This is a genomic window from Allobrachymonas chironomi DSM 19884 (assembly GCF_000374625.1).
In the GTDB taxonomy this organism is placed as follows: domain Bacteria; phylum Pseudomonadota; class Gammaproteobacteria; order Burkholderiales; family Burkholderiaceae_C; genus Brachymonas; species Brachymonas chironomi.
Genome location: NZ_KB894771.1, coordinates 73,676 through 93,913, shown reverse-complemented (window position 1 = coordinate 93,913; position 20,238 = coordinate 73,676). Strand labels below are relative to the sequence as shown.

The following is a 20,238-nucleotide window of genomic DNA, read 5'->3' as shown; positions in this document are numbered from 1 at the left end:
CACTTACGCTGCATGGATGCACTCCCCTTTGATATTACCTACCTGAATCTGTTCACCACGCTGTTTGTGCTGGCCCTGGTCGGCAGCCTGCTGCTGCGCTACTGGCTGGCTTCACGCCAGATCCGGCATGTGGCCTGGAACCGGCATCAGGTACCGACAGCCTTTGCCCCCTACATCAGCCAGCAGGCGCACGAGAAAGCCGCGGCCTACACCATGGCACGCAACCAGATGGACCTGTGGCAAGGTACCTACAGCGCCGCCATCGTGATCGGCTGGACGCTGCTGGGTGGCCTGGCTGCGCTCAACTACCAGATCCACCACCTGATCGAACATCCCTTCTGGCAGCAGTTGGCGCTGATCGCCGCCTTCTTCCTGATCAACGGGGCGCTGGAACTGCCGGTGAGCTGGTACGCCACCTTCCGCCTGGAAGAGCGCTTCGGTTTCAACAAGAGCACACAGGGCCTGTGGTGGGCCGATGTGTTCAAAAGCACGCTGATGACTGCCGTCATCGGCCTGCCGCTGGCCGCACTTTACCTGTGGCTGATGGAGCGCGCCGGCAGCCTGTGGTGGCTCTGGGCCTGGGGCGTCTGGGTGGCGTTTGCCCTGCTGATGATGGTGCTCTACCCAAGCGTGATCGCGCCGTTGTTCAACAAGTTCCAGCCGCTGCAGGACAGCCAGCTGACTGAACGCGTGCAGGCGCTGATGCAGCGTTGCGGATTTCGGGCCAAGGGCCTGTTCGTGATGGATGGCAGCCGCCGCAGCGCCCATGCCAATGCCTATTTCACCGGCCTGGGCAGCTCCAAGCGCGTCGTGTTCTTCGACACCCTGCTGTCCAAGCTGGATACCGACGAGGTGGAAGCCGTGCTGGCGCACGAGCTGGGCCACTTCCATCACCGCCACATCATCAAGCGCATGGTGCTGATGTTCGGCCTGAGCCTGGCCGGTTTTGCCCTGCTGGGCTGGCTTTACAACCAGGTCTGGTTCTACACCGGTCTGGGCGTGATGCCCAACCTGATGTCGCCCAACGCGGCGCTGGCGCTGATCCTGTTCCTGCTGGTGGTGCCGCAGTTCGTGTTCTTCCTGTCGCCGCTGCTGGCTTCGCTGTCACGCCGCGATGAATACCAGGCCGATGCCTACGCCGTGCAGCAGACCGCTGCCAAACCCCTGGCCACCGCCCTGCTCAAGCTGTACGAAGACAATGCCTCGACGCTCACGCCGGATCCGGTCTACGTCAAGTTCTACTATTCGCATCCGCCCGCCAGCAGCCGGCTGGCGCGCATGGGCATGGCCTGAATGGCAAAGTCCCGCCGCCCTGCCCCCGCCGCCACAACCCCCGACCTGCTGGACGGGCTGGTGGTATCGGCCCATGGCCGCCATTGCGTGGTGGAAAGCGATGACGGCAGCCGCCGCATCTGCCATCCGCGCGGCAAGAAGAACACCGTTGTCGTGGGCGACCAGGTGCGCTGGAGCGCCCCGCCACCCGGTCAGGGCGAAGAAGGCAGCATCGAACAGGTCCAGCCGCGCCGCAACCTGTTCTACCGCCAGGACGAGATGCGCACCAAGGCCTTTGCTGCCAATATCGACCAGGTGCTGATCTGGATTGCCGCCGAGCCGGAGTTTTCGCACAAGCTGCTGGCACGCGCACTGATCGCCGCCGATGCCGCCGGCATCCGCCCGCGCATCGTGCTGAACAAGGCCGACCTGACCGAAGCGCATGCCCGCGGCTGGGAGCGGCTGGAACCTTACCGCGCCATGCAGTACGACACGCTGGCCGTATCGCTGACGGAACACGCTGCCGACGATCCGGCTTTGGCACAGCTGCAGCAGTGGCTGCAGGGCAGCAGGACGCTGGTACTCGGCCCATCCGGCACCGGCAAGAGCACGCTGATCAACTGGTTGCTGCCCGATGCCAACGCCCAGGTCGGCGAAATTTCGCAGGCCCTCAACTCCGGCCGCCACACCACCACCAACACGCGCTGGTACTGGCTGGATCGCGCCAGCGGCACGGCCGTGATCGACTCACCGGGCTTCCAGGAATTCGGCCTGCGCCATATTGCCCCAGCCGATCTGGCCTCCTGGATGCCGGACCTGCGCCAGCATGTGCCGCAGTGCAAGTTCTACAACTGCACCCATCTGCACGAACCAGGTTGCGGCGTGCTGGCGGCGGTGGACCAGCCTGTCAGCACTGGCGGCATCCACCCGCTACGCCACAAGCTGTACGCCGAGCTGTTCGAGGAACTGTCGCAGGTGCGCTACTGAGATCCTGCTCAGCTGACCCAGCGCGTCAGCGTGATCAACGCCAGCAGCAGACACCAGATCCAGAGTGCACGGCGGATCAGGCCGGACAGCGTCTGCAGCGAACACAGGCCAGGCTGCTCCACCACACGGACGGACGGCATGGCAGTGCCAGGCGGTTCCAGAGGAGCTGGCAGGTGCGGCGTACCCGTTGCAGCAGGCAACGGCCAGGACAGATCGATCGCGCCCATGGCCGTAGCCTGTACCAGGACATCGGCATCGGTATCGGTATCGGACAGGCTGGCCGGTGCAGCCTGGGTCTGGAAACGCCAGTTGTCCAGCGCCTGCTCGAAATTGCCAGCCACGGCAAAGCTGGCCGCTGTCAGCCGCGCCGGCAGCCAGTTGATCCGGTTCCAGGCTTGACGCGCGACATCAACCAGCAAGCTGCGCTGCACTGCATCATCCTGATCCGGCAGCTGCCGCCAGTGCGTCACCACGACATCGGCAGCACGGAACAGCACGGCTCCGGCCGGCCCCAGGCCCAGCAGCATGCCGATCAGGAAGGCGGACAGCACACCCAGCAGCTGGTGATGCGCATCCTGCGTCCCCTGCTCCAAAGCCTGCCGCAACAGGTCCTGGCGCGGCAGGCTGCCGATATCGATCTGCTTCCATTCGGCCAGCAGCTGGCGTGCCTGCTGCTCCTGCCCAGTATCAAGCGCATCGCGGATGCGTGCCAGCGGCTGGCTGAACGAGCGGTAGGTCAGGCAGACATGCAGCACGGCCACCAGCCAGGCCAGCGACAGCAGCCAGCCCGCAGCATCAAGCAGGTGATACAGCAGCGCCGACAGCGCAGCCGGCAGCAATACGGCAATCGCCCAGGCCAGCCAGCCCTGGCGCTGTCCGACCGGCTGCAGATGTGCCACCACGCGATCCACCAGGGGAAGATAACGCCGCAGCAGCGACTGGCGCAGGGGCTGCGGCTGTGGCTGTGGCTGTGGCTGGAACTGTTCGATCAGCAGGACAAGCAGAAGGGAAATCAGGGACATGTGGCAGTCTCAGAAAACGAGGCAGGCATGGTTCCGCCTCCGCTGCGCTCAGGCAGCCAGAAAACGGTAGAAATCACGCAGAATGCCGGCCGTTACCCCCCAGATATAGCGCTCGATGCCGGTATCAGCCTCCTGATACGGCATGGAAAACCATTCCCGGCGATGATCCGGCGCCGGTTGCCATTGGTGCTTGCGGTGGTGACGCGGGTCCATCAGGAACGGCAAGGGCACGGTAAACACCTCGGCCACCTCGTTCGGGTTCGGCAACAGGTTCACATCCGGCGACAGGATGCCGACCACCGGCGTCACACGGTAGCCGGTACCCGTCATGTAGCTCGGCAGTTTGCCCAGCACCTGCACCCCTTCTACCGGCAGGCCGACCTCTTCCTCGGCCTCGCGCAAGGCAGCCGCCACGGCATCGGCATCATCGGGATCGATCTTGCCACCCGGAAAGGCGATCTGTCCGGCGTGTGACTTGAGATGTTCGGTACGCTGCGTCAGCAGCACGCGCAGCTGGTCCGGCGCTTGCTGCAACGGTTGCAGGCCGAGCAGCACGGCGGCGTCACGCGGGGGCTGCTGCCAGGGCAGCAACTCGCGGCGCTGTTCCGGCTGCCATGGCAGCGGATTGGCAAAGCGCTGGCGCACCGCCGACAGCGACAGGCGATCCTGGCCCAGCACATGCTGTTGCTGCACCTGACTGGTGGCCTCGTGCCAGACCGGGATCTGGCGCGGGTCCAGCGCATTCACCTGCTGGTCGGCAGGCTGCTGCGGGTTCGGCGTGGAGGGGCGGGAATCGGTCTTGCGCATGGGAGTATCCGGTGCCTGTCACGGCATGTGCAAGCATACGTTGCCTGACAGGGGCTGACAAGCGGACAAGAAAAAACCGCTCCGGCCCACAGGGGCGGGAGCGGCTCGGCCTGCCCGCAGGCAGGCTGGCATCGCGGCAGCAGCTTAGCTGGCAACCTTGACGCGAGACGGCAGCTTTTCCTTGATGCGTGCCGACTTGCCGCTGCGCTCACGCAGGTAGTACAGCTTGGCACGACGCACGTCACCACGGCGCTTGACTTCGATACCGGCAATCAGCGGGCTGTAGGTCTGGAACGTACGCTCCACGCCTTCGCCGCTGGAGATCTTGCGCACGGTGAAGGCGCTGTTCAGGCCGCGGTTGCGCTTGGCAATCACGACACCTTCATAGGCCTGCACACGCTTGCGCGTGCCTTCCACCACGTTCACGCTGACGATCACGGTGTCGCCAGGGCCGAAAGCGGGGATGGTCTTGCCGAGACGCTCGATCTCTTCTTTTTCCAGGGTCTGGATCAGGTTCATTGCTGAATTCCTCACACTCTCCGATCGTATTCAAGCTGCACAAATGGCCTCTTCACACAGGCACCAACTACGGTATCCGGCTGCTGCTGGCGGGTGTCTGGAGGCACGGCGTCGCCCAGCGAGGCGGCTAACAGAGGATCGAAAGATGGAATTATAGCCCGCAGACCAATTGAATATCAAGCACTGACCACGGCTTACGCGCATTTTGTTGCCTGCTGTGGCCTGACCGGTACGCCCTGCCCCTGCGGCTGGATTCAGGTTGGCAATGCCAGTAGCGCCTGGGCGATATCGGCCTCCAGATCGCGCGGATCTTCCAGGCCAATGCAGAAACGCACCAGTGTGCCACGTGCCAGGTGTTCGGGCCAGACCGTGCGCATCTCGGTCAGGTCATAGGGCATGACCAGGCTGACCGGCCCACCCCAGCTGTAACCGATGCGGAACAGTTGCAGGCTGTCGCAGAAGGCATCGATCTCGTCCTGCGTGTAATGCTCCTCGAAGATCACGCTGACAATCCCGGCACCAGCGCCGTGTGGCTGTTCGGGCGAGCTGCAGACCTCCTTCCAGCTGGCATGACCGGGCGATTCGGGCAGACTCGGGTGCAGCACCTGCGCCAGTTGCGGCTGCTGCTGCAGCCATTGCGCCAGATGGCGCGCGCTGCGATCGGCAGCATGGTAGCGCAGGTCCATGCTGGGCAGGCTGCGCAGCACCAGCTCGACATCGTTCATGCCCACGCCCAGACCCAGGCGCATGTGGCTGAGCAAAATGCGGCGATGCAGTGCCGGGTTGCGCGTGATGACGCTGCCCATCAGCACATCGGCACCGCCACTCGGGTACTTGGTCAGGGCGTGCGCGCTGATGTCCACGCCCACCGCCTCGTCACTGTCGGGATCGCCACAGCGCAGCAGGTCAAACGGCTGGAAGGCCAGGCCGGCCCCCCAGGTGTTGTCAAGCGCCGTCAGCACCCCCAGATCGCGGCACAGGCGCGCCTGTGCCAGCAGATCGGGAAACTCCAGTGTGACGGAGCCGGCTGCTTCCAGCCAGACCAGACGCGTGTTCGGCCCGATCTTGTCAGCCAGGTCATTCACGTCCATCGGATCGTAATAGCGATGGCTGATGCCCCAGTGCTCCAGCTCGCCTTCGGCCAGCGTCTTGCTCGGGCCATAGGCGTTATCGGGAATCAGCACCTCGTCACCGGCATGCAGCAGCGCCAGATTGACACAGGCAATCGCGGCCAGACCGCTGGGCACCAGCACCGCGTGCAGGCCGCCCTCGATGCTGCACAGGCGCTGCTCCAGCGTGTAGCTGGTGGGTGTGCCGTGCAGGCCGTAGGTGTAGGCGCTCTTGTCCAGCCAGGTGCGCTCGCGCATGGCGGCGACATTCGGGAAGAACACGGTGGAAGCCTTGCAGACCGGCGGCTGGGGCGCCTCGAAATCTGTCGGGGGCTGATAGGGATCGTGGATGATGCGGGTGGGGGTGTGCTGGCTCATGGGAAGATGATAACCGCCCGCATGGCCGGATCCCATCAGGCCCTGCCCTTGCCTGCCTTGTATTCGCGCCACCAGCGGCTGGCAAACCAGATCAGGCTGATCAGCACATAGCTGAACAGGCCGAAGGCGGTAGCCATGATGGACAGGCCGACCATCAGCGGCTTGCCCATCAGCTTCAGGCGCTGCCAGAAACCGAGCTGCTTCTCTTCCGTCAGCTGCTTCTGCAGCTTGTCGGCATTGGCCTGTGCCGGCGCGCGCTCTTCGGGTTCATTGCCCAGCACCACATTGCCCAGCTGATAGGCCAGGTAGTAGACCGGCGCAAACGTGATCGGATTGCTGACAAAGGTACTGGCCGCGGCAGCCGGCAGATTGGCACGCAGCACCACGGCGGCGATGGCCGATGCCGGAATCTGGGCAATCGGTACCAGCATGCCGAAGAAAACGCCGAGCGCCACCCCCAGCGCCACGCCATGGCGCGACCAGATCCAGAGCGACGGCCGCCCGAGCCACGGGGCCAGCCAGGCCAGCCAGCGACTTTGGCGCAGCTTTTCTTCCGTCGGGATCCAGCGTTGGTACCAGGGGGCGGGGCTCATGAGGGCGGGTGTGCCAATCCTTTACTTGGCGTTTCTGTGCTGCAGATCCTGCAGGCTCAGCTTGTCGTACTGCTCGAACGGCTGGTGAATCCACGGACTGGTAGGCAGATGTTCTGCGGCGTAATCGGGTCGCCAGCTGGAAACCCCCTTGGTCCAGATCACTGCCGTGCGCAGCTCGGTAATGGCCGGATGCCGTTCGCGCAGCATGTCGGTCACGGCATGCAGTGTCTGGCCGCTGTCAGTCAGGTCATCCACCAGCAGTACCGGACCGATCAGCGCCGGCAAGGTGGTACTGATGGCGGTCGACATGTGCAGCTCGCCTTGCGTGGTGCCGTCATCGTCGCGGTAGGAACTGACCGCCAGAATCGCCAATGGCACACGGAACAGGCGGCTCAGGATATCACCCGGGCGCAGCCCGCCGCGCGCCAGACAGATGATGGTACCGAACTGCCAGCCGGAGGCATGGATCTGCAGCGCCAGGCGCTCCAGCAGCCGGTGGTACTCCTCATGATGCACATACAGGTGCCTGCCGTTTTCAGTCAACATGTCCGCCTCCCCTTGCGGTCAAGGAGCTGTCGTGAAGCCGACTGCGCCAGCCCTGCATTGTCCCCGATCAGCCCTCAGGCTGCAAAGGGATGGTGCATCATGATGGTGTGGTCACGATCCGGGCTGGTGGAGATCACGTGCACCGGCACACCCGTGGTTTCCTCGATACGTTTCAGGTACTGGCGCGCTTCGGCCGGCAGTTTGTCGTACTCGGTCACGCCCACGGTGGAATCGGTCCAGCCCGGCAGCGTTTCGTAGATCGGCTTGCACTGGGCGATGTCGTCTGCACCCAGCGGCAGGATGTCGATGCGCTCACCGTCCAGCTCGTAGCCGACGCACAGCTGCAACTCGGTCAGGCCGTCCAGCACGTCCAGCTTGGTGATGCACAGACCGCTCAGGCCGTTGACCTGGGCGCTGCGCTTCAGCAGTGCGGCATCGAACCAGCCGCAACGGCGGCTGCGACCAGTGGTCACGCCACGCTCGGCACCGACCACGCTCATGTGGTAGCCCGGCGTGCCTTCGGTTTCCCAATCCAGCTCGGTGGGGAACGGGCCACCACCCACGCGGGTGCAATAGGCCTTGGTGATGCCCAGCACGTAGTGCAGCAGGCCCGGGCCGACACCGGCACCGGCAGCGGCGTTGCCAGCCACACAGTTGCTGGAGGTGACAAAGGGATAGGTGCCGTGGTCGATATCCAGCAGCGTGCCCTGGGCGCCCTCGAACAGGATGTTGCCACCGGCCTTGTGCAGATCATTCAGCTCGCGCGAGGTATCGGCAATCATCGGGCGCAGCTGTTCGGCATGGCGCATGGCTTCTTCCAGCACCAGCTCGTACTGGAGTCGGCCCTGGTCCAGCTGGGGCTGCAGAGCAGCACCAAAATCGATGTTGGCGGCATCGTAGCGCTCAGTCAGCAGGAAGTTGTACAGCTCGATCAGTTCGCGCAGCTTGGCGGCGAAGCGTTCGGGGTGCTTCAGATCCTGCACGCGCAGCGCACGACGCGCGATCTTGTCTTCGTAGGCCGGGCCGATGCCGCGGCCGGTGGTGCCGATCTTCTCGTTGCCGGCCTTGACCTTGTAGGCTTCACGGGCGATATCCAGCGCAGCATGGAACGGCAGGATCAGCGGGCAGGCCTCGCTGATGCGCAGGCGCGAACGCACCTCGACACCGGCCTGCTCCAGACCGGCGATTTCTTCCAGCAGCTTGGCAGCAGACACCACCACACCATTGCCGATATAGCACTTGACACCCGGACGCATGATGCCGCTGGGGATCAGGTGCAGCGCAGTCTTGACGCCATTGATCACCAGCGTGTGACCGGCATTGTGGCCGCCCTGGAAGCGTGCCACGGCCTGGGCGCTCTCGGTCAGCCAGTCGACCAGCTTGCCCTTGCCCTCATCGCCCCACTGGGTTCCGACCACCACGACGTTGCGCCCCTTGGCGATCTGGACATCCAGGTTGTTGCTCATTGCAGTTTCCTCGTTCAAAAAATGGGGTTGCCGACAATCACGCCCGCGGCATCAGGCTTGTGCAGTCAGGGGCTGTTCCACCCACTGGCCCTGCTGTTGTACCAGCTCGGTCTGGCAGTGCATGCCTTCCTGGCCTTCGTCAGGCGACTGGCCCGGAAAGCGCACCACCACGGTACGGCCCCGGGCGCGCAGTGTGCGCACTGCCTGGCGCCAGTCCAGGTCCTCGCGCCAGTGCGCCAGAATGGCCTGCGGCTGGGTCGCGGCAGGCGTGAGTGCGCTGACGGCACGCACGTCCATGCTGAAGCCCACGGCCGGACGATTGCGGCCATAGACCGCACCGACCTCGTTGTAGCGGCCACCGCGCACCAGGGCATCGGGGCAACCCGGCAGATAGATGGCAAAGCGGATGCCGCTGTAATAGGAATAGCCACGCAAATCGGCCAGATCCAGCAGCACTTCGGCCTGCGGATGGGTGCGGCGCAGTTGCCGGGCGAGCCAGTCGATATCGTTGAGCGCGGACGTGATGGCCGGCAGCGGGGGCAGCACGCCGCGCGCGCGCTCCAGCACGGCATCCACGCCACCATACAGGCCCAGCAGCGCCAGCAACTGCTGCTGCACCGCCTCGGGCAGCGTTGCAGCGGCTTCGCGCAGCGCCTCGGCGTTCTTGGTGATCAGGGCGTCCTGGATGCTGTTCGCATCTATTACCGCACCAGCGGCCTGCTCCAGCAGAGCCGGCACGATGCTGGCCTCGGCCAGGTCCACCACCAGGCCCTGTGCCATCGGCACATCGACGGCCGCCAGTGTGTCGAGCGCCAGCGCCAGGCTTTCGAGTTCGGCACCGATGCCTTCGTAGCCGTACATTTCGGCACCGAACTGCAGCGGTTCGCGGCTGGCACCGGGCTGGGACGGCCGGGTGTGCAGCACCGGGCCGCAATAACACAGGCGCGTAACACCGGGACGGTTGAGCAGATGGGCATCAATGCGGGCGACCTGCTGCGTGGCATCGGAGCGCACACCGATGGTGCGACCGGAAAGCAGATCCACCATCTTGAAGGTCTGCATGTGCAGCGCCTTGCCGGTGCCTGTCAGCAGGGACTCGATGTGTTCGACCAGCGGCGGCATGACCAGTTCATAGCCGTAGCTGCCCGCGGTGTCGAGCAAGGCGCGGCGATGCGCTTCGATCAGGCGTGCCTCGGCGGGCAGCACATCGGAAATATAGTCGGGAAGTACCCAGGCTGACATGGGAAAAATGGGGGCTGTTAAAAAGGGGATTCTACCCGGTTTGTTCCGGGCTGTGTTTGCCTCAGCCCGTGATCAGCCAGTACAGCAGCAGCCCGGCGGCGACGCTGGCGAAGCCGAACAGGCGGATCTGCTGATCGGACAGTTGCACCAGGCGCTGGAAGGTCTCGCGCCAGTTGCGTGGCAGCAGCAAGGGGAACAGGCCTTCAAACATCAGCATGAAGGCCAGCGCCAGCCACAGGACATCATCCATGGCAGCTGGCGCAGCGCTGCGTGCGCTCAGTCATTGCCGCCGGCACCACCCTGACGGTAGGTACCGAAGAACTTGCTGTTCTGCGGATCCACCACGATCAGGTCGCCCTTGGCATCAAAGCTCTTGCGGTAGGCTTCCAGGCCACGGTAGAAATTGGCGAACTGCGGGCTCTTGCCGAAGGATTCACCATAAATGCGGGTGGCCTGGGCATCGCCCTCACCCTTGACGCGCTGGGCATCACGGTAGGCTTCGGCAATCGTCACGTCACGCTGGCGATCAGCTTCGGCGCGGATTTTTTCGCCTTCGGCGTTACCGGTGGAGCGCAGCTCGTTGGCCACGCGCTCGCGCTCGGCCTGCATGCGGCGATAAACCGATTCGGTGATGGCCTCGGCATAGTCGGCACGGGTGATGCGCACGTCCACGATCTCGATGCCCCAGGCCTTGGTGCCGCGCGTGACGGTGCCCACGACCTGCTCCTTCACGTTGTCCATCAGCTCGTCGCGCTTGCTGGAAAGGATCTGCTTCACGGTGTACTTGTTGACTTCCTGCTGGAAGGCATCGCGCACCACGCGCGACAGTTGCACGCTGCCGGCCGCTTCGTCGAGGCCGACGTTACGGATATAGGCCTGGGGATCGGCGATGCGCCAGCGCACATACCAGTCGATCACCAGGCGCTGCTTCTCGGCCGTCAGCACCGATTCGTTGTTCTGGCTGTCCAGCGTCAGCAGGCGCTTGTCGACAAAGCGCACGTTCTGGAACGGCGGCGGCATCTTCACGTACAGGCCGGGCTCGCTGATCACGCGGTTGATCTGTCCCATGTTGTAGACCACGCCAAACTGGCGCTGATCCACCACGAACAGCAGGGTACTGGCCGCCACCAGGGCGATGAACAGTCCAACGACGAGGGCTATCAATTTGTTATTCATCTGACTCGATCTCTTGCAAATCTGGTCGGGTGGTCCGCTCAGGAACCGGTACGGCTGCGCGCCGTGGTGCTGGATTCACGGGTGCGTGCATCGGCCGGCGCAGCCGGTGTCGATGCCGCTGCCGCGGGAGCCGGGGCAGCCGCTGCAGCAGCCGGAGCCGTGGCACCCTGCTGTGTCTGCTGGATGATCTTGTCCAGCGGCAGGTAGAGCATGCTGCCCTGGCGCGTGTCCACCATGATCTTGGTGACCTTGCTATAGATTTCCTGCATGGTGTCGTTGTACATGCGGTCGCGCGTGGCCTGCGGTGCCTTCTGGTACTCGGGCAGGATGGAGCTGAAGCGCGAGGAATCACCCTCGGCCTGTGCCACCACCTGGGACTTGTAGGCTTCGGCTTCGGAGCGCAGGCGCGATGCAGTACCGGTAGCCAGCGGGACCACGCGGTTGGCATAGGCCTGGGCCTCGTTCTTGGCACGCTCGGCTTCCTGGCCGGCCTTCAGCACATCGTCAAACGCTGCCTGCACCTGCTCCGGGGGACGTACACCGCCCTGCTGCAGGTTCACGCCGACCACATCGATACCAACCTGGTAGCGATCCAGGATCTGCTGCATCAGCTGGCGCACGCGCGGCGCAATCTGCTCGCGCTCCTCGGCCAGCGCGGCGTCCATGCGCATGCTGCCAATCACCTCGCGCACCGCGGTTTCGGCAGCCTGGATCACGGCCTGGTCCGGGTTGCGGCTGGCGAACAGGTAGTCACGGGCATTGCTCAGGCGGTACTGCACGGCAAAGTTGATTTCGACGATGTTCTCGTCGGAAGTGAGCATGGCCGATTCGCGCAGGCCGGTGCTCTGGATGATGTTTTCGCCGCCGATGTCGACCGAGCGGATCTGGGTCACGTTGACGGTTTCGTGGCGCTCGATGGGGAACGGCAGGATCCAGTTGATACCGGCGCCCACGGTGGCGCGGTAGGAGCCGAAGCGCGTGACCACGGCCTGCTGGCCTTCCTGCACGATGAAGAAGCCGCTCAGCAACCACATCACCAGCAGCACACCGGCAATCAGGCCGACGCCGATGCGCGTGCCCCTGGTATTGCCGCCGTCCGGGCCACGGTTCCAGCCGGGGAAGCCTCCGCCTCCGCCTCCACCAGCACCGCCACCGCCCTGCTGGCCGCCCTTGCTGCCACCGAACAGGCCACCGAGCTTGCGGTTCAGGTCCTGCCAGAGCTCATCCAGATCCGGCGGGCCGTTTTCGGGACGCTTGTCCGGCTGGGGACGCTGCGGCGGTTGCGGCGGACGCTCGTCGTTTTGCGGATCCGGCGAACCAGCCGGACGCTCGCTGTCCTGGTCCGTGCGACCCCAGCGCGGATCGTTGAGGTTGAACATGCGCTGCCAGGAAGCCGGCAGGGCCTGCACCAGGCGTTGCCAGGCGGCGGGCCGGCGCTGGCCTGCAGAAGGACGGGAGGAATAGGTGTCGTTCATCGAATCCATGGGTATTCAGGGGTCGGTCCGGGACAGTCCCGGACACGCAGATCATGGTCTGGCCGCCTCGAAGGCATGGCCACCGTGGTGTCAGATGGGGACGCTTGCGCCGAATGGAAGACTATACCAGCCAAGTTGCCGCCATCCGGGGCACAGGGACTTGTTACGGCTGTCAATGGACAGCAGAAAATTCAATCAAATCGCACATCTGGCTCGTCGTCTGCGGCGGCAGGCGCACGCGCGGACTCCCACTTGGCTCGCGCCGCCTCGGCCATGTAGTCGCGCAACGCATCGAGATTGTCGCCGGTACTGGCGCTCAGGTAGAGGCGCGGCACCTGCTGGTGGTTGATCTCGTACGTGTCGGACAGCTGCGCCGGCAGACGTTCGGCCGGTACGGCATCGAGCTTGTTGAACACCAGCAGCTGCGGAATGCTGTCGGCACCGATTTCCTCGAGTACCTGTTGCACTTCGCCGATCTGTTCCACCCACTCCGGGCTGGAGGCATCGACCACATGCAGCAGCAGGTCGGCATCGACGGCTTCCTGCAGCGTGGCTTCGAAGGCTTCGACCAGACCGTGCGGCAGGTCGCGGATGAAACCGACCGTATCGGAGATGGAGATGCTGCGGCCCAGCTGCGCCAGGTAGAGCTGGCGCGTGGTGGTATCGAGCGTGGCAAACAGCTGGTCGGCGGCATAGGCGCGTGCCTTGACCAGGGCATTGAACAGCGTGGATTTGCCGGCGTTGGTATAGCCGACCAGCGACACGGTAAATGTGCCGGTGCGCTGGCGCTGGCGCCGCTGCGTACTGCGCTGGCGCTTGACCTTTTCGAGCTGGGTACGGGTGCGCTTGATGGCATCGCCAATCATGCGACGGTCCAGCTCGATCTGGGTTTCACCGGGGCCGCCACGCATGCCGATACCGCCAGCCTGGCGCTCCAGGTGGCTCCAGCGGCGTACCAGGCGGGTGCTGAGATATTGCAGGCGCGCCAGCTCGACCTGCAACTTGCCTTCGTGGCTGCGCGCACGCTGGGCAAAGATTTCCAGGATCAGCATGGTGCGGTCGTTGACCGCCCGCTGCAGGGCGCGTTCCAGGTTGCGCTGCTGGGCCGGGCTCAGAGCCTGATCAAACAGGATTTCATCGGCACCGTGCTGCTCGGCCAGCAAGGCGATTTCCTCGGCCTTGCCGCTGCCGACAAACAGGGCCGGATCGGGGGCCTTGCGCTTGCAGGTGATGCGGGCCACCGGCTCCAGGCCGGCGGTCTGGGCCAGCAGGCCCAGTTCGGCCAGTTCCGCATCAAAATGCGGCAAGCCGAAATCGACGCCCACCAGAATGGCGCGGGGGCGCTCGGATTGTTCTTGCATGTAGGGGAATGTGGGCTGACCACAGGCGCACCGTGGTGCGCCCGGGGGATCAGCTGTTGGCTGTACCGGTAGTGGCTTCGCCCGATTCCGGATTCACGGAAAAGTTGACGGCGCGGCCCGGCACAATGGTGGAAATGGCATGCTTGTACACCATCTGGGTGACGGTGTTGCGCAGCAGGACCACGTACTGATCGAAGGACTCGATCTGACCCTGCAGCTTGATACCGTTGACCAGGTAGATGGACACCGGCACATGCTCACGACGCAGGGTGTTCAAAAAGGGATCCTGCAGCAATTGACCTTTATTACTCACGATATTCTCCGTGTTTGTTTATAGTTAAGGAAATTGACGATACCATAATTTGCGTACGGCCAGCATCATTACAAGGGAAAGCCCCGGTTTTTTGCTGTAACTGCACGTTTTTTGCTTCATCTCGCGGCTTTCCGCCTGCTTCATGGCCTACCGACCAGAACCTGCCTCCCCCTCCCCGTCTTCTGCCAGCCTGTCGCGCACTGCCGTGGTGCTGTGCAATCTGGGTACGCCCGATGCCCCGACACCGGCTGCCGTACGCCGCTATCTGGCCGAATTCCTGTCCGATCCGCGCGTGGTGGAAATCCCCGCCGCGCTCTGGAAACCGATTCTGCACGGCATCGTGCTGCGCACCCGGCCGGCCCGGTCTGCCGCCAAGTACCGCACTGTCTGGACGGAGCAGGGATCGCCGCTGCTGGTCTGGACCGTGCGCCAGGCCGAGCTGCTGCAGCAATGGCTGCAGGCGCGCGGCCAACTGGTGCGCGTGCTGCCGGCCATGCGCTACGGCCAGCCGGCGCTGACCCGGGTGCTGGACCAGCTCAAGGCCGACGGTTGCGAACGCATTCTGGTGCTGCCGGCCTATCCGCAATATTCCGGCAGCACTACCGGCAGCGTGCTGGACTGCGTTTACGACTGGAGCCGCCAGATTCGCAACATTCCCGAAATGCGCTTCGTCAACCGCTACCCGGAAGACGCCGGCTATATCGCAGCGCTGGCCGACAGCGTACGCCAGCACTGGCAGACCCATGGCAGGGCTGACAAGCTGGTGCTGAGCTACCACGGTGTCCCCAAGCGCACGGTGGCCCTGGGAGACCCCTATCTGATCGAGTGCAGCCAGACGACCGAAGCGTTGCGGCTGGCGCTGGGCCTGACCCAGGAGCAGATCCTGATGACGTTCCAGTCGCGCTTCGGCAAGGCCGAATGGCTGCAGCCCTATACCGAACCGACGCTGATCGCGCTGGCTCAGCAGGGCCTGCGCCAGGTGGATGTGATGTGCCCGGGCTTTACCGCCGACTGCCTGGAAACGCTGGAAGAAATCAACGAGGAAGTGCGCGAGGCCTTTCTGCAGGCTGGCGGCCAGAGCTACCGCTACATCCCTTGCCTGAATGACCGCCCCTTGTGGATCGATACCCTGGGCGAGCTGTGTCAGCGCCATCTGGCCGGCTGGCCGACCGGTGCATGAGCGATTGGCTGCTGGCGCTTGGGCCATGGAAACCGGTGCTCACGGCACTGGTGCTGCCGCCCGGTGGCCCGTTGCTGCTGATGCTGATTGGCGCGCTGCTGCTGTGGCGGCAACGCCGCCGGACGGGCTGGAGCGCCCTGCTGCTCGGACTGGCCAGCCTGTGGCTGCTGTCCTGCCAGGCGACCGCGGTGTGGATGTCGCACCAGCTGCTGCCCCAGGTGGCGATCCAGACGCCGGAACAGCTGCGCCAGCAGCAGGTGCAGGCGGTGATCGTGCTGGGAGGCGGTATCCGCCTGGAATCCGCCGAATATGGCCGGCCGCAGCTGCGCGAGCGTGCCATGGAACGGCTGGTCTACGGTGCCTGGCTGTCACGCCAATTGGCCGTGCCAATGGGCTATGCCGGTGGCGTGGGCTGGGGCGCGCAAGGCGAGCAGCTGGCCTGGCCGGAAGCACGTGCCGGAGCCGCTGACGCGATCGAGCTGCTGCAGACGCCCGTCACGCTGCAGGAAGACCAGTCGCGTGATACACAGGAGAATGGCCGGCTGATGGCGGCCAAGCTGCAGCAGCAAGGCATCCAGCGCATCGCCCTGGTCACCCATGCCTGGCACATGCCACGCGCCCTGCTCGCCTTTGACGGTCACGGGCTGCAGGTGGTACCGGCCCCGATGGGGGCGATTGCGCCGCGCGACATGACCGTGCTTGACCGCTTGCCCAGCGCCTACGGCCTGCTCGACAGCCGCCTGGTGCTACACGAGTGGCTGGGGCTGCAGCTCTCGCGCTGATTGTTTTTGGCGGACATACAATGACCGCATTCACTTGCTACAGGAACCCGATTCATCATGTTTACAGGCATCATCACCGGCGTTGGCCAGATTCTTGACGTTACCGCCCTGGGCGACAGCGCCGCGCACGGCAGCCGCCTGAGCGTGCAGGCCCCGGCCGGCTATCTGGACGATGTGTCGCTGGGCGACAGCATCGCCATCAACGGTGCCTGCATGACGGTGGTGGCATTTGACGTGCCGACCAGCGTGTTCCACATCGATATTTCGGCGGAATCGCTCGACAAGACGGCCGGCCTGAACCAGCCCGGCCCGGTGAACCTGGAAAAGGCGTTGCGCGCCAGCGATCGCCTGGGCGGTCACATCGTCAGCGGTCATGTGGACGGCATCGGCATCGTCAGCCATTTTGACCGTGTTGGCGAAAGCCACGAGCTGCGCATTGTGGCACCGCAGGCGCTGGCACGCTTCCTGGCCTACAAGGGATCGATCACGGTAAATGGCGTCAGCCTGACGGTGAACCGCGTGCTGGATCTGCCATTGAAGGATCCCGATGCCGGCTGCGAAATCAGCATCAACCTGATCCCGCACACGGTGGAAAATACCTCGCTGCATGCGCTGCAGGCGGGTAGCCGGGTCAACCTGGAAATCGATCTGATGGCGCGCTACTGCGAGCGCATCCTGAGCTACCGCGCACAGGACTGAACGCCGCCCTCAATGGTGATCGTGGCCCCAGAACAGCAGGCGGTCACGGTCTTCGGCGGCCAGTGTGACCTGGCGGCCCACGGGCAGCAGCACCTTGGTGGGCACATGCCCGTGCGGCAGGCCGGTAAAGACTGGCGTCTTGCACTGGCTGCGCAGCCACTGGATGGCGGCCTCCAACGCGTAGCCCTTGTCGTGCGGCACCAACTGGTAATCACTGCAGCTACCGATCACGATGGCACGCTGGCGCTCCAGCACGCCTGACCAGAGCAGCTGGCTGAGCATGCGCTCGATGCGATAGGGATGCTCGCCGACCTCCTCCAGAAACAGCACACCGCCCTCGATCTGCGGGAAATACGGCGTGCCGAGCAGGCTGGTCAGTACGCAGAGATTGCCGCCCCAGAGCGTGGCATCCTCGATCAGCACCGATTGACCCAGTGTATTTTCGCGCTCGGCTTCCTTCTTCTTGACGTACCAACCGGCGCCTTCGCTGCTGCCGTCCAGCATCTCGTCGAAGCAGGCTTCGGTGATCTCGTCAGGGCCGTCTTCGCGGCCCCAGTCATCGATCAGCAGATTGCCGGCCCAGGTGGTGGCGTGCGGCTCGTGCGCCAGCAGGGCCAGTTGCATGGCGGTGAAATCGCTCAGACCGACAAAGCGCGTGCCCTTGTCGATGGCGCGGACGATCTGCTTGTACGGCAACTGCGGCAGGATGCGCGACAGGCCATAGCCGCCGCGCGTCATCAGCGCAACATCAGCACCGCTGGCGGCAGCGCGACCGATGGCGGCCAGGCGCGTGGCGTCATCGCCGGCAAAGCGCTGCTGGCTATCGAGCGCGGCGGGATCGATTTCGACCTGGTGGCCGCGTTTTTCCAGGCGCTTGATGGCGCGGCGAAAGCCCGCCTTGTTGCGCACGGCGCCGGAGGGGGAATAGATATAAAGGTGTGCCATGGTGGTGTCAGTTGGCTGGCCGCGCTTGCTGCAGCCAGTGGAGGATCATGGGGCTATTGTGCCGCAGCGCCGCACGGATGCGGGCGCCGGAAGTGGCGAGCGCTTCGGCGGCTGGCTCCAGCGTGTGCACGGGCAGGCGGCGGCCATGCTGCTGCCCATACTGGCGATCAAGCTCGCTGGCAGGCTGGCCTGCCCAGAGCGGCCAGCGCATGGCGGTGCGATGGCCGGCATCGGGATAGCTGGCCTGCAGCAGGGTGGCCTGGTCGGGGATCGCCCAGTGGGCCTGCAGGTCAAACACCGGGCTGCGCTGGCAGCGCAGACGCCAGTCGTGGCTGGACGATGCACGGCTGTCGTCAGGCCAGCGCACGGCGGCATCGGGGGTGTCCAGTGCCAGCACCTGTTCTGGCGGGATGTTGGCCGGCAACAGCAGCGCGGCCTGGTCCAGCGTGATCCAGCGCGTATCGGCAGGCAGTTGCTGCGCCTGCGCCCAGGCTGCCAGCAGGGACTGGTGCCACGCGAGTTGATGTTGATCGGCCTTGCGTGGCTTGTCGCTCAGGCCATGACCGGGTAGATCGGGGGCAAGCGTGCGCCAGCCGGCTGCGCTGATCCGGCTGGCCAGCTCCTGCCAGAGCCGGGCGTGACCGGCGTAGCCGTGCAGCAGCACCACGCTGGGTGCCGCGGCACCGCCCTGCTCCAGATGGTGCATGCGCCAGGCGGCGCTGTCGGGCGCGGCAGGGTCCGGCACCAGCGTCCAGCGGGAATCGGGCTGCCAGACACCTTCGGCTTTCAGGGAAGCGGCCGATGGGCGCAAGGCGTCTTCGCGCAGGGGCGCGTGGTCGACCTGCTGGCGCTGCCGCGCCTGTTGCTGGCGGCGGCTGCGAAAAAACCGGGTGAGCAGATCGGCGCAGGCCTGCCTGAGCTCTGCGCCGCCATCGGCATCGGGCAGCAGGCTGGCCGTGGTCTGGTGGTTGATACCGGACGGCGCCAGCAGATTGAGCACCGAGCCGGCGGCACCGGTACGCGGGTCCGGCACGGCATAGATGACCTGGGCCAGACGTGCGTGCAGCATGGCTCCGCTGCACATGGCACAGGGCTCCAGCGTGACGTACAGCGTGCAGCCTTCCAGCCGGTAGTTGCCCAGCGCACGTGCCGCCTGGCGCATGGCCTGGATTTCGGCGTGGGCAGACGGATCGTGATCGGCGATGCAGCGGTTGTGGCCCCTGCCCAGAATGGTGTGTCCGTCGGGCGCGACGACAATGGCTCCGACAGGGATTTCAGCCTGGCTGGCGGCCTGTTCGGCCTGGGCCAGGGCGTGTTGCATCAGGGTGGTGGGACTTGGGTGGGGGGGCATGGGGGAACTCTAGCGCAAATATAGGGGGCCAGCCATTTCTGCATCACCCAAGCGGCCAAAGCAGCACGGCACAGCGGGCGTCTTCATGCCCGGTGCCCGATGTGAACATGGGTGGCTATGGCTCCGGATCACGACGGGTAGGCGCTATAGCCTGTTACGCCCTGCAACCCCGGCTCCCGGGAAGATTCGCTACGATCAGGCCATACCCATAGCCAACCGGAGACTCCCATGAAAGCCCTTCTGACCTCTTCTGCCCTCCTGGGTGCCGGCCTGCTGCTGGCAGGCTGTACCGTGGCCGTCGGCCCCGGCCATGACGGTTACGGCAGCGGCCCCGCCAACTCCGGTGTCTGCCCGCCCGGACAGGCCAAGAAAGGCAACTGTCTGCCCGGTGGCGGTTTCTGCCCGCCTGGTCATATCAAGAATGGCAAGTGCAATGCCCGCGTGGGAGCTGATGGCGCCATCATCATCATTGATTGACGCTCCTGCTGACCGCGCCTCCAGCGCCTGGCCATTTTTGTGCTGGTGACGCGCTTCCGCCAGACTGGCAGCTTGGCTACAGGAGGCCGCATGGAACAGACGATCACGGCGTTTTTCAGACAATACCAGCAGCATTTTCAACAAGGGCTGCAAGGCACGGCCGACATGGCCTCCGTAGCTGCCAGCTACGCCCCGGCCTTTATCGCTGCCTCACCAGCCGGCGTCAGTACCGGCCACAACGATGTGCAACTGCCGCAGGTCATGGAACAGGGATTTGCGCGCTACCGTCAGCTGGGAACGCGCGACATGCTGCTGCGCGAAGTGCACGTGGTACCTATCAATGCCCTGCACTGCCTGGCGCATGTGGGCTGGACCGCTAGCTATGCGCGTGACGGACAGGGCGATATCCGCATCGATTTTGAGGTGCATTACCTGATGCAGTTGCTGGACGGGAAACCGAAGATTTTTGGCTGGGTGGCAGGAGATGAGGAGACCTTGCTGCGGGAGCATGGGGTGGTGTGAACCCTGGTTCGACCCG

At 64.7% G+C, this 20,238-nt stretch carries 22 protein-coding genes; 7 read left to right on the top strand and 15 right to left on the bottom strand.

Going from position 1 to position 20,238, the window contains the following annotated elements; all coding sequences use genetic code 11:
- Positions 1-12 precede the first annotated feature (12 nt).
- Together C513_RS0108725 and rsgA are read left to right on the top strand one after the other, a co-directional pair.
- Positions 13-1,293: a M48 family metallopeptidase gene (locus C513_RS0108725; RefSeq protein ID WP_018715672.1), complete on the top strand. Its 1,281-nt coding sequence runs from the start codon at positions 13-15 to the stop codon at positions 1,291-1,293.
- Positions 1,294-2,259 (top strand): ribosome small subunit-dependent GTPase A, encoded by a 966-nt coding sequence (gene rsgA, locus C513_RS0108720; RefSeq protein ID WP_018715671.1) that lies wholly within the window; start codon positions 1,294-1,296, stop codon positions 2,257-2,259. It begins immediately after the preceding gene.
- 8 nt (positions 2,260-2,267) lie between these two features.
- Here the strand turns inward: rsgA and C513_RS13120 are convergent, their stop codons facing one another.
- From C513_RS13120 to hfq, 13 genes are all read right to left on the bottom strand, one after another.
- A complete protein-coding gene (locus C513_RS13120) occupies positions 2,268-3,281 on the bottom strand; it encodes a cobalamin biosynthesis protein (RefSeq protein WP_018715670.1) in 1,014 nt (337 codons plus the stop codon).
- Between the two features lie 48 nt (positions 3,282-3,329).
- The gene (locus C513_RS0108710; RefSeq protein ID WP_018715669.1) at positions 3,330-4,088 is read right to left on the bottom strand and encodes a CoA pyrophosphatase; all 759 of its coding nucleotides are present in this window, start codon (positions 4,086-4,088) and stop codon (positions 3,330-3,332) included.
- Positions 4,089-4,232: 144 nt separating this feature from the next.
- Positions 4,233-4,607: a 50S ribosomal protein L19 gene (gene rplS / locus C513_RS0108705; protein ID WP_018715668.1), complete on the bottom strand. Its 375-nt coding sequence runs from the start codon at positions 4,605-4,607 to the stop codon at positions 4,233-4,235.
- 254 nt (positions 4,608-4,861) lie between these two features.
- Positions 4,862-6,094, bottom strand: a complete 1,233-nt coding sequence (locus tag C513_RS0108700) for a PLP-dependent transferase (protein ID WP_018715667.1) — start codon at positions 6,092-6,094, stop codon at positions 4,862-4,864.
- A 35-nt stretch (positions 6,095-6,129) separates the two neighbouring features.
- On the bottom strand, positions 6,130-6,687 hold the full coding sequence (locus tag C513_RS0108695) for a DUF2062 domain-containing protein (protein ID WP_018715666.1): 558 nt from the start codon (positions 6,685-6,687) through the stop codon (positions 6,130-6,132).
- 21 nt (positions 6,688-6,708) lie between these two features.
- Positions 6,709-7,233, bottom strand: a complete 525-nt coding sequence (locus C513_RS0108690) for a phosphoribosyltransferase (protein ID WP_018715665.1) — start codon at positions 7,231-7,233, stop codon at positions 6,709-6,711.
- A 74-nt stretch (positions 7,234-7,307) separates the two neighbouring features.
- The gene (locus tag C513_RS0108685; RefSeq protein WP_018715664.1) at positions 7,308-8,699 is read right to left on the bottom strand and encodes an adenylosuccinate synthase; all 1,392 of its coding nucleotides are present in this window, start codon (positions 8,697-8,699) and stop codon (positions 7,308-7,310) included.
- Between the two features lie 51 nt (positions 8,700-8,750).
- Positions 8,751-9,941 (bottom strand): ATP phosphoribosyltransferase regulatory subunit, encoded by a 1,191-nt coding sequence (locus C513_RS0108680; protein WP_018715663.1) that lies wholly within the window; start codon positions 9,939-9,941, stop codon positions 8,751-8,753.
- 61 nt (positions 9,942-10,002) lie between these two features.
- The gene (locus C513_RS0108675) at positions 10,003-10,191 is read right to left on the bottom strand and encodes a DUF2065 domain-containing protein (protein ID WP_018715662.1); all 189 of its coding nucleotides are present in this window, start codon (positions 10,189-10,191) and stop codon (positions 10,003-10,005) included.
- A 26-nt stretch (positions 10,192-10,217) separates the two neighbouring features.
- Positions 10,218-11,117 (bottom strand): protease modulator HflC, encoded by a 900-nt coding sequence (gene hflC, locus C513_RS0108670; protein ID WP_018715661.1) that lies wholly within the window; start codon positions 11,115-11,117, stop codon positions 10,218-10,220.
- 38 nt (positions 11,118-11,155) lie between these two features.
- Entirely contained in the window at positions 11,156-12,601 is a 1,446-nt protein-coding gene (hflK, locus tag C513_RS0108665; protein WP_018715660.1) for an FtsH protease activity modulator HflK, read from the bottom strand.
- A 182-nt stretch (positions 12,602-12,783) separates the two neighbouring features.
- Complete coding sequence (hflX, locus tag C513_RS0108660) at positions 12,784-13,953, bottom strand: GTPase HflX (RefSeq protein WP_018715659.1); 1,170 nt, start codon at positions 13,951-13,953, stop codon at positions 12,784-12,786.
- 49 nt (positions 13,954-14,002) lie between these two features.
- Positions 14,003-14,266 carry an RNA chaperone Hfq gene (gene hfq, locus C513_RS0108655; RefSeq protein WP_026320698.1) on the bottom strand — a complete coding sequence of 88 codons (264 nt, stop codon included), beginning with the start codon at positions 14,264-14,266 and terminating at the stop codon, positions 14,003-14,005.
- A 142-nt stretch (positions 14,267-14,408) separates the two neighbouring features.
- Here hfq and hemH point away from each other — a divergent pair, with 142 nt between their 5' ends.
- Genes hemH through C513_RS0108640 form a run of 3 tightly spaced genes read left to right on the top strand, consistent with a single transcriptional unit; the run spans position 14,409 to position 16,927 of the window.
- Positions 14,409-15,446, top strand: a complete 1,038-nt coding sequence (hemH, locus tag C513_RS0108650) for a ferrochelatase (RefSeq protein WP_026320697.1) — start codon at positions 14,409-14,411, stop codon at positions 15,444-15,446.
- Positions 15,443-16,228 carry a YdcF family protein gene (locus tag C513_RS0108645; RefSeq protein ID WP_033394982.1) on the top strand — a complete coding sequence of 262 codons (786 nt, stop codon included), beginning with the start codon at positions 15,443-15,445 and terminating at the stop codon, positions 16,226-16,228. The genes hemH and C513_RS0108645 overlap by 4 nt, the downstream gene beginning before the upstream one ends.
- A 57-nt stretch (positions 16,229-16,285) precedes the next feature.
- Entirely contained in the window at positions 16,286-16,927 is a 642-nt protein-coding gene (locus C513_RS0108640) for a riboflavin synthase (protein ID WP_018715655.1), read from the top strand.
- Between the two features lie 9 nt (positions 16,928-16,936).
- Here the strand turns inward: C513_RS0108640 and C513_RS0108635 are convergent, their stop codons facing one another.
- Together C513_RS0108635 and tadA are read right to left on the bottom strand one after the other, a co-directional pair.
- Positions 16,937-17,872: an LD-carboxypeptidase gene (locus tag C513_RS0108635; RefSeq protein WP_018715654.1), complete on the bottom strand. Its 936-nt coding sequence runs from the start codon at positions 17,870-17,872 to the stop codon at positions 16,937-16,939.
- A 7-nt stretch (positions 17,873-17,879) separates the two neighbouring features.
- Positions 17,880-19,223 carry a tRNA adenosine(34) deaminase TadA gene (tadA, locus tag C513_RS13720; RefSeq protein ID WP_083927386.1) on the bottom strand — a complete coding sequence of 448 codons (1,344 nt, stop codon included), beginning with the start codon at positions 19,221-19,223 and terminating at the stop codon, positions 17,880-17,882.
- A 228-nt stretch (positions 19,224-19,451) separates the two neighbouring features.
- Between tadA and C513_RS13110 the strand changes: the two genes are divergently transcribed.
- Both C513_RS13110 and C513_RS0108620 read left to right on the top strand, forming a co-directional pair.
- On the top strand, positions 19,452-19,700 hold the full coding sequence (locus C513_RS13110) for a hypothetical protein (RefSeq protein WP_018715652.1): 249 nt from the start codon (positions 19,452-19,454) through the stop codon (positions 19,698-19,700).
- A 90-nt stretch (positions 19,701-19,790) separates the two neighbouring features.
- Complete coding sequence (locus tag C513_RS0108620) at positions 19,791-20,222, top strand: hypothetical protein (RefSeq protein WP_018715651.1); 432 nt, start codon at positions 19,791-19,793, stop codon at positions 20,220-20,222.
- The last annotated feature ends 16 nt before the right edge of the window (positions 20,223-20,238 follow it).

Coding starts and splice junctions, on each gene's coding strand:
- C513_RS0108725 (WP_018715672.1), top strand. CDS start 13: ATGGATGCACTCCCCTTTGATATTACCTACCTGAATCTGTTCACCACG.
- rsgA (WP_018715671.1), top strand. CDS start 1,294: ATGGCAAAGTCCCGCCGCCCTGCCCCCGCCGCCACAACCCCCGACCTG.
- C513_RS13120 (WP_018715670.1), bottom strand. CDS start 3,281: ATGTCCCTGATTTCCCTTCTGCTTGTCCTGCTGATCGAACAGTTCCAG.
- C513_RS0108710 (WP_018715669.1), bottom strand. CDS start 4,088: ATGCGCAAGACCGATTCCCGCCCCTCCACGCCGAACCCGCAGCAGCCT.
- rplS (WP_018715668.1), bottom strand. CDS start 4,607: ATGAACCTGATCCAGACCCTGGAAAAAGAAGAGATCGAGCGTCTCGGC.
- C513_RS0108700 (WP_018715667.1), bottom strand. CDS start 6,094: ATGAGCCAGCACACCCCCACCCGCATCATCCACGATCCCTATCAGCCC.
- C513_RS0108695 (WP_018715666.1), bottom strand. CDS start 6,687: ATGAGCCCCGCCCCCTGGTACCAACGCTGGATCCCGACGGAAGAAAAG.
- C513_RS0108690 (WP_018715665.1), bottom strand. CDS start 7,233: ATGTTGACTGAAAACGGCAGGCACCTGTATGTGCATCATGAGGAGTAC.
- C513_RS0108685 (WP_018715664.1), bottom strand. CDS start 8,699: ATGAGCAACAACCTGGATGTCCAGATCGCCAAGGGGCGCAACGTCGTG.
- C513_RS0108680 (WP_018715663.1), bottom strand. CDS start 9,941: ATGTCAGCCTGGGTACTTCCCGACTATATTTCCGATGTGCTGCCCGCC.
- C513_RS0108675 (WP_018715662.1), bottom strand. CDS start 10,191: ATGGATGATGTCCTGTGGCTGGCGCTGGCCTTCATGCTGATGTTTGAA.
- hflC (WP_018715661.1), bottom strand. CDS start 11,117: ATGAATAACAAATTGATAGCCCTCGTCGTTGGACTGTTCATCGCCCTG.
- hflK (WP_018715660.1), bottom strand. CDS start 12,601: ATGGATTCGATGAACGACACCTATTCCTCCCGTCCTTCTGCAGGCCAG.
- hflX (WP_018715659.1), bottom strand. CDS start 13,953: ATGCAAGAACAATCCGAGCGCCCCCGCGCCATTCTGGTGGGCGTCGAT.
- hemH (WP_026320697.1), top strand. CDS start 14,409: ATGGCCTACCGACCAGAACCTGCCTCCCCCTCCCCGTCTTCTGCCAGC.
- C513_RS0108645 (WP_033394982.1), top strand. CDS start 15,443: ATGAGCGATTGGCTGCTGGCGCTTGGGCCATGGAAACCGGTGCTCACG.
- C513_RS0108640 (WP_018715655.1), top strand. CDS start 16,286: ATGTTTACAGGCATCATCACCGGCGTTGGCCAGATTCTTGACGTTACC.
- C513_RS0108635 (WP_018715654.1), bottom strand. CDS start 17,872: ATGGCACACCTTTATATCTATTCCCCCTCCGGCGCCGTGCGCAACAAG.
- tadA (WP_083927386.1), bottom strand. CDS start 19,223: ATGCCCCCCCACCCAAGTCCCACCACCCTGATGCAACACGCCCTGGCC.
- C513_RS13110 (WP_018715652.1), top strand. CDS start 19,452: ATGAAAGCCCTTCTGACCTCTTCTGCCCTCCTGGGTGCCGGCCTGCTG.
- C513_RS0108620 (WP_018715651.1), top strand. CDS start 19,791: ATGGAACAGACGATCACGGCGTTTTTCAGACAATACCAGCAGCATTTT.